Source organism: Paenibacillus sp. PAMC 26794 (assembly GCF_000316035.1).
Classification (GTDB): Bacteria; Bacillota; Bacilli; order Paenibacillales; family Paenibacillaceae; genus Paenibacillus.
In genome coordinates this window covers 107877-124621 of the sequence record NZ_ANHX01000011.1, presented here as the reverse complement: position 1 = coordinate 124621, position 16745 = coordinate 107877, and the positions used below count along the sequence as shown (strand labels likewise).

5 protein-coding genes are annotated in these 16745 nt (G+C 42.2%); 1 reads left to right on the top strand and 4 read right to left on the bottom strand.

The window, feature by feature from the left end; genetic code table 11:
* Positions 1-34: 34 nt before the first annotated feature.
* The 4 genes from D829_RS0105655 to D829_RS0105635 form a co-directional block, all read right to left on the bottom strand.
* Complete coding sequence (locus tag D829_RS0105655) at positions 35-11920, bottom strand: non-ribosomal peptide synthetase (RefSeq protein WP_017687880.1); 11886 nt, start codon at positions 11918-11920, stop codon at positions 35-37.
* 275 nt (positions 11921-12195) lie between these two features.
* Positions 12196-13401: an ACP S-malonyltransferase gene (gene fabD, locus D829_RS0105650; protein WP_017687879.1), complete on the bottom strand. Its 1206-nt coding sequence runs from the start codon at positions 13399-13401 to the stop codon at positions 12196-12198.
* A 411-nt stretch (positions 13402-13812) separates the two neighbouring features.
* The gene (locus D829_RS0105640) at positions 13813-14673 is read right to left on the bottom strand and encodes a Cof-type HAD-IIB family hydrolase (RefSeq protein WP_017687877.1); all 861 of its coding nucleotides are present in this window, start codon (positions 14671-14673) and stop codon (positions 13813-13815) included.
* 118 nt (positions 14674-14791) lie between these two features.
* Entirely contained in the window at positions 14792-15313 is a 522-nt protein-coding gene (locus D829_RS0105635) for a GNAT family N-acetyltransferase (protein WP_017687876.1), read from the bottom strand.
* A 220-nt stretch (positions 15314-15533) separates the two neighbouring features.
* Here D829_RS0105635 and D829_RS0105630 point away from each other — a divergent pair, with 220 nt between their 5' ends.
* Entirely contained in the window at positions 15534-16691 is a 1158-nt protein-coding gene (locus D829_RS0105630; protein WP_017687875.1) for a S8 family peptidase, read from the top strand.
* Positions 16692-16745: the final 54 nt, after the last annotated feature.

Genomic DNA, 16745 nt, shown 5'->3' with positions numbered 1-16745 from the left:
ACGGCACCCCGATCACTTGTATTTTTAAGTTAGCTTAGAAGAAATCTACTTCAATTAGATCAGCCAGCGTATCCCCATCTATTAATTCTTCAACCAATTGAATCTTGTTGATTTCAATATGAGGGTCGTTGACAATGGTTGTTAATATGACCAACAGATTTTGTGACATCGCTTCAATCGTTGTTTTCTCAAATAAAATCGTACTGTATTCAAAGGCCACTTCTAACTTGTCTGGCAATTCGGTAACATACAGCGTTAAATCGAATTTGGATACTCTCGTATTTGGAGCATAAGGCTTACAGGTTACTCCATCCATCTGAATCTCTGAAGCATCTGTATTCTGCAATACAAACATGGTGTCAAACAACGGATTCCGCCGGACATCTTTGGTTATATTGACTTTCTCGATCAATTCCTCAAACGGATAATCCTGATTTTCATATGCGTTCAACATATTTTCTTTCACTTCCAGCAGATACTGCGTAAAAGTTTTATCCCCCGCAGGATAATTTCGAATAGCCAGTGTATTCACAAACATCCCCATAACCGGCTCCAGCTCAGCATGTGTCCTTCCTGCAATCGGCGTGCCCACGATGATATCTTCTTGTCCGCTGTACTTAGATAATAGAATCGTATAGGCGGCTAATAGAATCATATATAACGTTGTTCCTGTCCGTGCTTCCATGTTCCTTAAGCTTGGAAGGGTGTCTTCCTGCAAAACAATGTCCAATACATCTCCCGCATAGCTTAGGGTTTCAGGTCTTTCGTAGTCTGTTGGCATATCCAATAGCGGGATACTTTCACCAAACACAGTAAGCCAATACTTCTCCTGCTTTTTCATCCGCTCACTATGAAGTTGCATTTGCTGCCATTCAGCATAGTCCTTATATTGAATTCGAAGAGGAGACAGCTCCTCTCCCTTATAGAACTGGCTAAGTTCAGTCATCAGAAGATGCACGGATAGTCCGTCTGCAATGATATGGTGCAGATCTACCAGCAATACATGACGCTCCTGCTGAAGTTCAATAAGTCCCACCCTCATAAGAGGTGCTTGCCCGAGATCAAATGTGCGAACAAACTGTTCAATTCGATCTTCGATCTCTACTTCCGTTGACTCGATCAATTCAATTCCAAAGTTAACTTTAGGGTATACGATCTGTTTCGGTTCTCCGTGTATGACTTTGAATCCAGTCCGAAGCGATTCATGACGATGAATCAATTGTTGGAATGCTTCTTCCAATCTGATCCGATCAAGCGATCCTTCCAACATAAACATACCTGACATGTTGTACATGAGTTCCTTGCCGGCTTTTATGCTCATAATGTACATTCTCATTTGCGCTGAAGAAATAGGATAATATTCTTTTTCCTCCACTTGAGGAATGGACACTGATACTTCCTGTTCCATTTGTTCAATAGATTGAGCCATCTGTTCAATGGTCTGCCATTCAAAGACGTTTCTTACCGATATGCGGATATTCAGCTTTTGATTGATTTTGGCGGCCAGCTTGGTCGCACGTAAAGAGTTGCCTCCTACATCAAAAAAACTGTCTTTTACACTGATTTTTTTCACGGCAAGCACATCCTGCCAAATAGGCAGCAACTGTTTTTCCACCCCAGTTTGGGGTTCTATATATTCACTTCCCGTTTGTATGTTCTCTTCTGGACTCGGAAGCGATTTGCGATCGATTTTCCCGTTCGATGTCAGAGGCATGTGATGCAATTGTATAAAGTAGGCTGGAACCATGTAATTCGGCAACACCTTAGAAAGGCTTTGTTTTAACTCTCCCACCGTCAGCGTGGAATCCGCTGTAAAGTATGCACATAACGATTTGTCCCCGTGATCATCCTCATGTGCAATGACGATAACTTCTTTCACACACTCTAGATCTAACAGCGCCGCTTCGACTTCTCCTACTTCGATCCGATATCCGCGAATTTTAATCTGGTGATCCATTCTTCCCAAATACTCGATATGACCATCTGGAAGCCATTTCACCAAATCTCCCGTTTTGTACATTGTGGCTCCCTGGACAAACAGATCACGTACAAATTTCTCCGCTGTCAGCTCAGGTAAATTCAAGTATCCTCTACCAACCCCATCGCCAGAGATACATAATTCCCCTACGACGCCTACAGGCTGAACTTTGCCATGTTTGTTCAATACATACAGGCGATTATTTCCTAATGTTCGACCAATCGGTAGGTGAGTTCGTTGATTCGCTGTATCCAGGTGTTCTGGAAGTACACGGTATGTCGCAACATCCACACAACATTCTGTTGGACCGTACACATTAATTATGGCTGGAGGCGTTATGTGATTGAGAGCAAATAATGATGTGATTTCATTGACACTTTGCTGAGAAAGAGCTTCACCGCCAATGAGCATATATTTTAGCGATATGCCTTGAACATTTTTTGCCTTCGAAAGCAATTTCAGGTGCGCAGGTGTTCCGTCCGTCAAATCAATTTGGTGTTGCTGATAATAATTCATTAAATCTTGTCCATCCATTACCGTGTCCTTGTCTACAATAAACAAGGCATGTCCTGACAGCAGTGCGCCAAAAATCTGCTTCACAGATGCATCGAAATAGTAAGGCGCAAGTAAAGCGACATGCAAACCGCTATGCTGATCATCTATAACTTGACTGTACAACGCTTTAACCAAGTGATGAACCTGACGATGTTCGATCATTACACCTTTTGGCATGCCTGTTGTGCCTGAAGTATAGATCACATAAGCCAACTGCTCGGAATTCCCTGCGGGTTCCAGATTCGACAGATTAGCTGCATAGGTTTCTTCATCGTTCAAATCAATGATTTGGCCGTTGAATGATACCAACTGCTTGAGATGGGTTTGCGTGACTAATAGTGTTGCCCCCGAATCATGCAGGATGTACCGGATCCGCTCTTCAGGAGAATCCGGATCAATCGGTACATACGCCCCGCCTGCTTTTAGAATGCCAAAGATGCCAACGATCATCTCAATCGAACGATCTGTCAGAATACCTACAAATTGATCCTGCTGCACTCCCTCAGCTCTAAGCGTATATGCCAACTGATTCGCCCGTTCATTCAATTGACGATACGTCCATCGCTCATTTCCAAAACTAACAGCCAATTGATCAGGTGTCCGTTCCACCTGTGCTTTGAATAACTCCTGAATGGTCTGATCCCGGGAATACGCTATGTTGGTATCATTAAACTCATGTAAAAGAACGTGCTGCTCATGTTCAGAGAGCATTTGAATATCGGACAAGGCAATATCCGGTTCGATCACAATGTCTCTGAGGATGTTGAACAGATGTGTTTTCATTCTGTCGATGGTATCCCGTTCAAACAGCTCCGTCTTGTAATTAAAGTGCATTTCCAGACACTCGTTATCATCCTCAACGATGAACATCAGATCATACAACGATACACCGACATTTAATTCTCTAACTTTAAAGCTGCAATCCTGTTCTTGCCGTTGATTCAACGCGGTATTTAAGAAGATATACATCGTATTGAAAAGTGCTGTCCCGGTTGTATCCCGATGCGTGTTTAAATTCTCTACAAGATTGTCAAAAAGATAGTCCTGGTTATCCAATGCATCCAGGGATTGTTTTTTAATTTCTTCGAGATAAGATCGAAACGACTTATTCCCCACCGGCTGTGATCGAATCGCTACCGTCTGGATAAAGACACCTATCATATTCTCAACATCCGGATGGTTTCTTCCTGATGTTGGCGTGCCTACAATCATATCTTCTTGATCCGTATATTGATGAAGCAGCACATTATACGCTGCGAATAACACCATAAACATCGTAGTTCCCGTTTGTTTCGCAAGCTTCTCCAGCGACTGCTTCAAGTGTGCGTCCAACACGAATGACAATCTTGAACCTGCCGAAGTCAAATGAGGTGTCCGAACAAAATCAGTAGGCAGATTAAGGTTCGGGAGTTCGCCTTTGAATTGATCCAGCCAATATTTTTCTTGCTGCTTATAAGACTCCCCCGCCAGAAATTCTTTCTGCCAAGCTGTAAAGTCTTTGTATTCAACCTCAATGTCCGACATGCTTCTTCCGTCATACACATCGATCAGTTCATTCGCAAGAATGCCAACGGAATATCCGTCCGATATAATATGATGCATCTCGATGAGAATCTCTGCATGATTATCGTCTATACGAATGAATTCGGCACGTATTAATGGCGCTTTGGAGCAATCAAATGGTTTGGCAAACGTCTTAACATGTTGTTCGAATGAATCAGGGCTTTTCTGAGTTCGTTTCACTTCAAAATCAATTGTTGGGGCGATACTCTGGTACAGCTCTCCATCTATTAGTTGGAAACTGGAGCGAAAAGCTTCGTGACGTTGCACGATTTGTTCCAATGACAAAATCAATTTAGCTTCATCGATTTTTCCTGTGACCGTGATATGGCCGCACATGTTCTGAAACACACTATTCGGCTCAAATTGATCCAAAAAGTAGATTCGCTGTTGTGCAGCTGACGTCTCATAGAACTCCTTCACGTCCAATGCCTTAATCGGAATGAATGTTTCCTCGTTCTCGCCTGTAATCAGACTGGCAAGCTGCTTCAGACGTTGGTTTTGGAAGAATTGAACGATTGAAATTTTGTGTTGAAACTGCTCATGTACCTTGGATAGCATTACAGTCGCCTTGAGCGAGTTACCTCCGAGATCAAAAAAGTGATCATGTCTCCCCACTTGATTCAGGGATAATACGTCCTCCCAGATCAAAGCCAGCTTTTTCTCCACGTCATTGACTGGAGACTCGAATATGGCTGCATGATTAACGTGAGGAAGACGCTCCGTAACAAACCGATTGTACATTCCCTGTAATTGGTCCTGTTGCTCGGATGAGAACAACGTCAAAGACGAAATTTCAGCCTCTGGATGACTCACCATTTGTTGCAGCAAACCTTTAAATCCTTCAGACCATAATTTCATCATCTCAGGTCCAATAAGCTCGGTATTGTAATCAAAATCCAGGTACAATTCATGGCTAACATCCGTAATATTAAGAAACAAATCGTAAGAAATATGTTTGATCGGATACGACATGAATTCAGTCTTGATATTTTCAAATTGGAGATGATGAATCGTTCTGTCCATATTGAATAAAATCCGGGTATCCGGTGCAGTCATATGAGCAAGCTGTTCAGATACGAGGGTCAATGGAACATGCTGATGTTTCATGACAAGAGCCAGCGTTTCCTTGAGCTGAAGAACATGGTCTACAACGGATTGCTTCGTTAACAAGGCATGATGAACAGGTACAATGTTGACACAGTTGCCAATCAGTGCATTTTTTCGCATATGAGACTGACCCGCTGTAGGCACGCCGATGACAAGGTGAGACTGCCCTGTTAGTTGATGCAAATATAAATGAAACGCTGCAAACATCGTTACAAATAAACTGCTCTTATTATTGATGCTTAACGTTCGCAATGACTCTGTTAATTGATGATCCAGCTTGATAGAATATCTTTCACCGTCATATCCCTTGGGCACATCATCGGACGGTACCGTTGGAAGTGTAATGTTGGGATAGGATAAGGAAAATTGTTCTTTCCAGAACTGGACTCCTTCGGTAAATGAGCCTTTTTCATGTTCAAGGCGTTGCCATCTTAAATACTCACGGAATGGAGTAGCTTCAGGTAATTGAACCGAAACTCCTCGGACCAGAGCAGAATAGGTATGTTCCAACTCTTGAATGAATACAGCAATAGACCAGCCATCTGCAACAATATGATGAAATGTCAGCACCATAAGGTATTGATCGACTGCCTTTTTAAGCAAGGTGATTCTAAATAGAGGTTCCCCAGACTGTAAATCGAAGGCTTCATTTGCATCGGCAGATAACCAATTGGAAATTTCCCGTTCTTGATCCTCACCCGCATATGACGAGAAATCCAACCATGTACATTGAAATTCCATTACGGATCTGATTTGTTGTGTTTCACGATCGGCATGAATGACTGTTCTCAGGGCTTCATGACGCTGTGCGATCTGATTCACGGCCTGATCCAGTGTGGAAGGCTTTAGTTCGCCTGTCATTTTTAAAATAACACTCTGATTTAATGCAGCATTCGCATCTTCCCCATGTAATGAAGTTAACAATAATTGTTTTTGCTCTAAAGAGAGCGGATATTCCGAAACAGGCGATTCACCAGGGATAAACCCCCACTCGCGTAGTTCATGGATCGTCTCTTTCACCATTCTGATTATCGTATCCATGTCACCCATGGAATGCACAGTCGATATAAAACAGTTACGACCTTCCCAAATATATAAACCTTTATAAATTAAATGGTAGAAGAATAATTCCATATCCCCAAAGGAAATAAATCGAAATAAAGATCCATAGTTCACCATTTGCATCGGTACATTCGCTGTTTTGAAAAACGTATTTAATTCTTTAACAAGATAATCTGTTTTTTCATTTAGTTCCTTATATAAAGTTCCTGCTTCGGATTGAAGATACTGCAGTACCGTTAACGTTACTCTCATCGTAAGAGGGTGTGTACAGAAGGTTCCACCGACAAACGTTTTCTTATCTGCATCGGAAGGGTAAGAAACATCACCAAAGTTCCAGGTTCCACCATCTACCGGATTCATAAATTCAGCCTTACCGGCGACTATGCCAATAGGCAGCCCGCCACCGACCACTTTCCCATACGTAACCAAATCTGCTTGAACGCCAAACCAATCCTGCGCTCCACCCAATCCAATTCTGAATCCAGTGATGACCTCATCGAAAATAAGTGCAATGCCAAACTGTTTCGTGATCTCTCTAAGTTCCCGTAAGAATTGTGTTGGCTGCATATCAGGTCTTCGACTTTGTACCGGCTCTACAAGCACAGCAGCCAATTCATCACCCAGGTTCTGAATCATATCCAGGGATTGCGGATGGTTATAATTAAGAATAATCAAATCTTCCATAGCGCTATTTACAATACCAGGAGCCATAGGCAGCGCCGACGATAAAGCATCCCCAGGATTCGCTACACCCAACACGCCATCATGTGTACCGTGGTAAGATCCTGAAAATAATACAACTTTGGAACGCCCTGTTGCTGCCCTCGCTAAACGAAGTGCAACCATGACAGCTTCTGTTCCTGAATTATAAAATGCGACACGCTCTACACCCGTTAGCTCGGAAATTTTAGCTGCGACATCTCCTGCCAAGTCTGACATAGGGCCCAATGGAGGCAATTGTTCCTGGAGGCTGTCTGCTATAACATTTTGAATAAACGCTGGATTATGGCCAAATAGATTTACACCAAATCCCATCGTCAGATCCAGATACTCGTTCCCATCCAGATCCCATAACTTTGCTCCCTCTGCACGCGTTGAGATAATGGGATAAACCATTTCCTTCCAATACGAGCGAAATCCGGACACATTGCGATTATTCGCATGGGCATAACGAGTTTGGCCTGTTTTTAATTTGGAGCCTTTGGTTCTTGCGGTATACTTGGCTATAAATTGTTCAACATACTGGTTCTGAAGCGGTGATAATCCGCTCTCTTCATGAATCTTCAACGATTGATACGGTATAAAAGGTTTGGCTTCCTTCGATTCCGAATTGGGTTGGATCTCTTTGGTTGGTTTGGTTTCATGCTGTTTCATCTCCAAAAGAGGCGATTGAACAGCATTCATTTGCTCGCCTAACAGCACATTCAAACTTTTTAATTGGGACTCCATGAGCTGAATGGCAGACATCACAATTTGTTCCGACACATTCCCTGATGATTTTGCCGTGTTTATATTGTTGACAGATGCCAGATTTCGTTGTTCAGTATGCTCCTGAACTGTTTGATTGTTTATATTTTCAGATACATCATGATGCTTTATATTCTCTGACACATATTTAACTAAGGAATTAATATTTGTAAGGGTTTCAAAAAACATTTCCATCGGGATATTCAAACGGAACAGCTCTGAGATCTCCTTCTGAATTTGCACAAGAATGATGGAATCCAATCCCATTTGGAGAAAATGAGCTTGATGATCCAGCTCTTCCAACTTCAAACCAGATGCACGACTGATGCTTGTTTTAATCTTTAATTCAATATCGTTTGTATTCATCTCCATTTGAACCTCATTCCTCTCTGGCCTATGTCCCGCTGGTATCGTATGTTTGACTTCAATCCAACACCGCTTCTGCTCAAATGGATATAGAGGCAATGGAATTTTCCGAATGACATCATGATTATAGAACCTTTCCCAATCAATCACTGCCCCCAGTGTAAATAACTGACCGAGTTCATTTAAAGATTCTGCCTTTCCCTGAACATAGAGATGATCGCTAACAAGCGTTTTGTCTTTTTTGGCATAACCAAAATAAACATTTGGCAGTTTACCCTCGCCGCTTGCAAGTCGTTGTAATTTTTCATGTAATTCTTGTGTACTCGTGACTACGATGGCAAGCCGATAATCCAGATTAGCCCTTCCCGTACTGGCTGTATAACAGACTTGTTCAATGGAAACATCCGTGTGATCGGTTAGATATTCATGATACGTTCTGACCAATTCATCCAGCGCCCGTTCCGTGGCAGCAGACAGAACAAATAAATGAGGCTCTTGGGACATTCTTTTATCTACGGTTGGGGAAGGAACATATTCTTCGAGAACCACATGCGCATTTGTGCCACTGAAACCAAAAGAACTAACCCCGCATCGTAATGGACCCTCTTTTTCACCAAAAGCCATTAATTCCTGATTCACATAAAAAGGTGAAGCTTCAAACTTAAGCAGGGGATTAGGCTTGTCAAAGTGAACCAATGGTGGAATCTTTCTATGTTGAAACATAAGAATAGATTTAATTAATCCAGCGATCCCCGCCGCTTCAAAGCCATGTCCAATGTTAGCTTTGGCAGATCCGATTGCACAAAATTGTTTCCGATCCGTATATTTCTCAAAAGCTTTACGCAAAGCATTGAACTCAACCGGATCACCTAATTTTGTCCCTGTTCCATGTGCTTCAATAAAGTTAAGCGTATCAGGAGAAATGCCGGCTTCTTTCCATGCTTGTTCGATCACATTGGTCTGTGACTCCGGATTAGGTGCTGTGATTCCTACCGTCTTGCCATCCTGATTAATCGCACTTCCCTTAATCACACCATAGATATGATCCCCGTCCTTAATCGCTAGCTGCATTGGCTTCAACATGACCGACCCAACACCTTCGCCAAATCCCGTGCCGTTGGCATCTTCGCTAAACGTTCTCGTCAATGCATCTGGAGATTCCATATCCAGTCCGATACTTATCGGTAATAATGCCGTTCGAATGCCTCCTGCGATTGCCATTTCACAGTCTCCAGCGAGCATTCCTTTACATGCCATGTGAACAGCAACAAGTGAGGAGGAACAAGCGGTATCAATCGTTAAGGCCGGGCCTTTTAAATTCAAGAAATATGCAATTCTGCTCGCCAGTACAGATGGTAAATTTCCAATGATATAATTTTTGAGTTCTGCGGGGTAACTCGCCGTCACGAGCCGTTCGTAATCATACCCAACTTTGGAATACCCCACGTACACGCCCACATTTTTTCCATTGATTCCTTCTCCTGCATACCCAGCATCTTCAATCGTATGCCATGCCGTTTGCAAGAACATCCTTTGATTCGGGTCCATAAATTGTGCAGTTTTTGGGGTTATGCCAAAGAAAGAATAGTCGAATTGATCAATTTGATCCAAGTAACCACCCTTGATCCATTGAACTTCGCTCATTTCGCTTCGCATGGATTGTATATAATCCGCTGCGTCTTTTATCCGACTTTCCGGGTAGTCCCGAATGTTATGCGTTCCATTTTCCAAAACACGCCAAAAATCGCTTGCATTCGAGGCTCCAGGCAGGTTCAAAGACATACCGATAATTGCAATATCTTTGGATGGCGTATGATCCTCTTGAGTTTTGTTGACTTGCATGGTCTCGCTGTAGCCTCTAGCCAGATATGCTGCTAATTCAGTGATTGAGGGATATGTAAAGAGGTCCGTAACGGCAAGCTCTTCTCCATATTTTTGCTCTATACGTTCAGCGATTTGCGCCAGCTGTAATGAAGTTGCACCCATATCAAAATAGCTATCCTCAAGTGCAATCTTCTTCCCTACAAGCACTTCAGAAAATAGTGAAATTAATTCACGTTCCAGGACTTGAACCGAAACAGGAGCCTTTTCTTTCGCCTTGTCATTGTCATTCTTGACCCAGTCTTGGATGAAAGCAGACTCTGTTGAGAATTTGCCTGCTTCATACTGCTTGGCTAACTGATACCGCTGGATTTTCCCACTTGTTGTTTTGGGTAATTTTTTGATGGGCAGTACCTCTTTGACACTCCATCCCCCATGTTTATATAGATGTCTTTTGATTTCTTTAACAAGCGGCAAGAAGTGTTCGATCTTTTTTTTGTACACGACAAACACAATAATTTCTTCACTTTGACTATTCGAATCATACACACCACAAGCAGCAACTCTTCCGAGTTCAATATCATCTAATTGTATGGCGACACGTTCAATGTCATGGGGATATACATTTTTACCATTGATAAAGATAATGTCTTTTGCCCGTCCTGTTACAACCAGTTTTCCGTTCATGATGAAACCCAGATCTCCTGTATTCACCCATCCGTCGTGCGTTAATAACTTCTCCGTTGCTAGTGAATTATTATAATAACCTTGGGTGACGTTATCCCCCTTGATTTGAATTTTTCCAATAACCAAATCGGGAACACGGTTCATTTCCTCATCGCAAATTCTAACATGGCAATAATCAATTGCTTCGCCAACGGCAACAAATGATGCCACATGTTCAGCATGTTTCTCGACTTCGATGACACGCTCCCCTAAGTTCAGATGATCCCGGTGAACGTACACCGCAGTAAATTCTTCTTCTACCTTGGGAAAGGAGACGGCAACAGAGGCCTCTGCTAGTCCATATACGGTAAACATGGCTGTTTTCTTTAAGTGATATGCTGACAATACATTTAGAAACTCATGACACACTTCGGGTAATATAGGTTCCGCACCATTATAGATAACTCTGACACATGACAGATCCCATCCCTCCGCTTTGTCTTCGCGAAAGAAATTCAAGAAATATTTATAACCAAAGTTAGGAGAGGACAATATAGTTGCTTTATGTTCATTTACTTTTTTCATCCATAGAATCGGTTTTCGAATAAATAATTCCGTTGGAATCAAATATTGATGAATCCCTGCCACGATGGGTATGAGGTGAAACCCAATCAGACCCATATCATGGGTAAGCGGCATCCAGGAGAGAAAGCTATCATTTGGACTGATTTTTGTACCATTGATAGCACCACAAGTATTATAAATGAGGTTTCGATGGGTGAGCATAACGCCTTTGGGGTCACCGGTTGATCCGGAAGAAAATTGAATAAATGCCAAGTCATCCGGTTTAGGCTCATCATATTTTACAAATGTATGATCATATACATGGTCTTGTATTATTTCCGTTCTAGACTCTAATTGATGATGGAAATCAAACATGTCATGTTCCAAAGCAAATTTTTTCATTTTATCCAGTACCTTTTCAGATGCAATCATGAAAGGGTTATTTAACAAATTCCAAATACGACATACTTTCAAGTTTTGTTCTTCATCTTCACCAATACTTACAGGGATAGGGATCATTCCACCGAGTATACAAGCCCAGAATGCGACTAAAAACCGTTTGTTTTCTTGGATTTGAAAAATAATCTCTTGCTTTGGTTTCATGCCGATGTTCTGCAAATGACCCAAGTATCCTTCTGCTTCATTGAATAATTGATGGTATGATATAAAGGTTTCACGTTTGTCCGCGTCGATAAAACGAATACCACGGTCCATTATTTTACTTCTGTCGTGGATAACATCCACTAATGTTTGAAACTGATTAGTATACATATCTCTCCTCCAAATGGATCATCTCTAGTATGCTTATCTAATTATTTACACATATTTTCAAGCAAAATTTTACCATAGAAATATATGTTAAATCAATCAATTTATTGTTACTTTTTGGTAAAAAATAGATATGAATTCGTGAGTTATTGACGTATTTATTACCTAATCTCTGGAATTTCAACAAGTCCGGACGTATCAAACGACAAAAAAGACCACCTTATAATAAGGCAGTCTGGCGCTCTATTACAGATCCTGCGAGAGAATATACAGGATTACTAGATTGCATCAATCAACGCGGTTCCATCGAATGGAATTTGTTTTGCTGTAAAAATGGAATGACATACCTGCAGAGCATCATTTATCTCTTCTTCGCTGAGTTCGTATCCATTCTTGTGCATTTGTTCCTGTACCCGTTGTAATTGATGAAATAAGGGCACTACCGTTTGGGTATATGATATTGAATCTGGATTATAATTTCTTGAAATAAACGCGGTTACCATCAACTCGGACAACCAATTTTTGCGAATCGTTAACAACTTATTTTTTCTTTCATGTGTATTCGTTAGCATTAGTAAATCCGAAGGCTGACTTAGGGAATAAGGTACAATACCTTTCGTTATTTTACTCATAAGACTAACTAACACATGTTTTGAACCCAACTCTATAACTTCAGTAACTTTCTGGTCAATCAAATAGTGCATCGACTCTAGCCATCTTACAGGCATCGTCATCTGCATGTTTAAGTAATCCGTGACAGATCGATCAGACTCATAGGGTGCTGCTGTAACATTGGATATAACCGGGTACTTTGCAAGAGCATATGGATATTGACCGAGTTCTATTTCAAATTGTTCTGCTGCATGTTGCATCAGGGGCGAATGATAGGGACCACTTACATTAATATACGAGTGTTTTGTTCCCATAGATTCTGTCCTTTTTATAATTTCTTGTATGGCTTGACGATGTCCTGAAATGACAAACTGCTGGTCAGCGTTAATACATGCCACACAGGCAGGGCATTCGATCGTGGAAACTTGTTCGCATATTTTTTGAAGTGTATCTAAATGAATGCCTGAAATGGCAGCCATGGTACCTTCCTGATATGGGTCTGCATTATGCATAATGATACCTCGTTGTCTTACCAGTTTAATAGCGTCATGAAAAGAAAGAACACCCGCGCATACCAGAGCCGAATATTCTCCCAGACTATGTCCAGCCAAATAAGCAGGTTCCAATCCGATTTCTTGCATATAAACCTGAAAAGCAATCACACTAACGGTTAAAAGTGCAGGCTGAGCGTTCATCGTCATTGTCAACTCATTCATACTGCCTTCAAAACACAGTTTTCTTAAATCGAAAGAAATAGCATCACTGGCTTCTTCAAATAACTTTTTGGCTACATCGAAGTTATTCCAAAAGTCTCTACCCATGCCAATCATCTGAGAACCTTGTCCAGGAAACAACAGAGCTACATTACTCATCCAGCATCCTCCCATGTATCAACTTTATATTTCATGCACTTTTACAACCGAAAACCAATAAATTCCTTGTTTGCAAAATTTATAATAAGCTTTCATTAGGAGTTATGCAATAATAAAGTCAAGAGGAGGGTTATCAATTCCTATGAATGGGAAGAAATTCGTGATCATTTTTGGACTCCTTTTTGGACTCTGTGTCGTGGCATTTAGTGTAGTTCTATACTGGATATTAACTGAAGCCTGAACATGACAAATAGACATCTCCAATACGGAGATGCCTGTTTTGTTCTGATCTGATCATTCGATGCTTATTATTCCTCATTATCTTAAGTATCTGAATACACTAATTTCAAGTTCAACGACAATTCTTTCAGATATGTGTGTTACCATCTTTTTCGTGTGAATCGGATTATCTTATCCCTCAATCAATCCATACTTCACAAAACTATGATACAATCCATCTTCCTCTACTGTTCCAGTAATATCATCTGCAATGGCTTTCAGACCTGGCTTTGCATTACCCATGGCAATTCCGATGTTACAAAATTCCAACATCTCCGCATCATTCATGCCATCACCGATGGCAAATGTATCTTCTTGGGACATGCCCAGATGCTTCAGCAGATCGGCTATCGCAATGGCTTTGTGAATGCCAGGGATCATTAGCTCACCACTTCCTTCACCAAAAATCGGCACGGTGCACTGAATGACTTCGAATTTCCCTTCAAACTCTTGCTTGATCCGCTCAAACGGGATAGCTGAGCTCTCCAAGAAACATACTTTGTTCACATCATCCTTGTACAGGTCGGCCTCACCATACGTTAATCCGGCAATAAACGGGTGCGGTTTCAGCTCCTTCTTCTCTCTGGCTACAGGGTCATTCTCCACATCACCATAGATACGGCGTTCCAGGTGAGGTTGAAGATTGCTACTCGCATACAATGCCGAATTGGATTCAAGGTAAAAGTCAATGCCATTTTCATTAAAGAAATCGACCATATGTCGAACATCTTCCGCTGTTACCCTTTTGTGATATAACACGTCCTTGCCAAACTCCACATAACCCCCACCTGCACCAATCAGACCATCGAATCCGACATCCCAGATGGAATCATAAATTTCTGCTTTGGATCGGCCTGTACATAAATAGAGCAGATGTCCGTTCTCTCTGGCCTGTTTACAAGCCTTCTGTGCTGACAACGGAATGTTTCCGTCATCGTCGACCAATGTGCCATCAATATCAATAAAAACAATTTTTCGCTTCGTTTCTTGCATCTTCTTATGCCCCCATCATGTATCTCGTATATGTCTATGTTGTTGTATACAAGAGTTATAGTATCATCAATCAATTTTTCCAAAAATGTGGTCAGAATTTCGGTTCCGTTTCCAATGGTCACATACAATCCAACTTGTCCATATGTACGGTTTGCCAGTCATCATCCTGCTCAGCAATAACTGTAAACCCTTGGCGTTTCCAGAAATCTACGGCTCCTGGCAAGAAGCGATGTGTATGCAGATACAGCGTCGTATAGTGCATATCCTTTACCACGTTCTCCAGTTCGTTCATCAACATCGAACCAATGCCGAACCTACGATACGCGGGATCTACATAACATTTTACTATTTCGGCAGCCGATTGAGCTGCATATCGACCTTCCACAGCTTCGATACGTCCATCATATGGTAATATCCCAATAGACCCGACGATGCCCGCATCCTCCATCATTGCAACAAGAAAGATCGAACCATCGGAGTCCAGATAATGTTCTCTGAACTGCTCGAAGTCTACAGGCAATTTCGTATGATTCATCATCGGAAATACCTCTCTGCGTACACGCATGGCAAAATCAATGGCATCATGAATCTGGTGTGCCTGAACTGGTGTGACTGTCGGTATACTCTGAAGTTGTGTCAATAAAACCACATTCCTTATCCTCTGTATTAAGAGCTACTTCTTGGCCCTTCCTTGAATCTTGTTCATGCCAAATCGGCTCTCTTCATCTCATCTTACCGAACTTATCCCTTCCTATCAACCTATCTACACTACTAACCAAATTGAAAGAGTGCCCACGCAGTCCGATAGAGTTTGCATACGATAAGGCGTGTCACAATCCATATTGGAGGGAGAAACGCTCATGTGGTTATGGTTAGGTGTTTTTGCTTTCATTTTGCTAGTAATCGGGTTCGTGTACCGTTATCTGGACCAACGTGCCGAGAGCAAGTTTCACCCTCACGCTCCCCAGCAGCTCTTAGTCAAATTCAAGGAAGGTACAACCGAGGATGAGATGCACACCCTTCACAAAAAAGGGAGATGTAAAGTTGCTGAGACCTATGCAGATTTAGGATGGTACCGCATGGAATCCCGCAAAAAAATGCACCGGATGCTAAAACATTACAAAGATCATGAACTTATTGAACATGCAGAGCCGAATTACCTCGTTGAGGCATCCTTCACCCCTAATGATCCATTCTTTCCTTATCAGTATAACCTGTCCAAAATCAATGCACCCGCTGCTTGGAACATTACTCAGAGTAACAGCTCTGTCAAAATCGCCATTATCGATACCGGTGTACAGCTGAACCATCCAGAATTGGCCTCCAAGCTCCTCCCCGGTTATGATTATGTTGATTATGATAACATCCCTGAGGACGGGAACGGTCACGGCACCCATGTAGCCGGGATCGCTGCCTCCGTTACCAACAATGGTGTGGGCATCGCAGGCGTTGCACCACTCGCCTCCATCGTTCCGCTCCGGGTACTGGATAACAACGGGCAAGGAACGGTAGGTAATGTTGGTAATGGGCTTGTCTTTGCTGCTAATAACGGTGTACAGGTTGTTAACCTAAGCCTTGGTGGGCCGATGGGAAATGCTTTCCTTCAAGCTGCCGTACAGTATGCTTGGGATCGTGGAGCTGTAATTATTGCTGCAGCCGGTAACGACAACACTTCATTCCCAATCGTACCCGCATCGTATCCAAACGTGATTGCTGTCGCGTCAACCAATCCCTCCGATCTCAAATCCAATTTCTCCAACTATGGCTCTTGGGTGGATATGGCTGCACCGGGTGATACCATTCTATCCACATACCTGGGTGGTTCCTATGCCTACCTTAGCGGGACGTCCATGGCTGCCCCTCATGTGGCTGGAGTGGCTGCACTTCTCGCTGCACAAGGGAAAACAAATGCTCAGATTCGGGATGCGCTGTGTTTCGCTTCTGATCCGGTATCAGGCTCCGGGATCTACTGGACATATGGTCGACTGAATGCTTATCAGAGCTTGCAGGTGCCATAATACACCTACTATCGCTCATGATTGCACACAGGGCATATCCTTTCCATTTTTCAC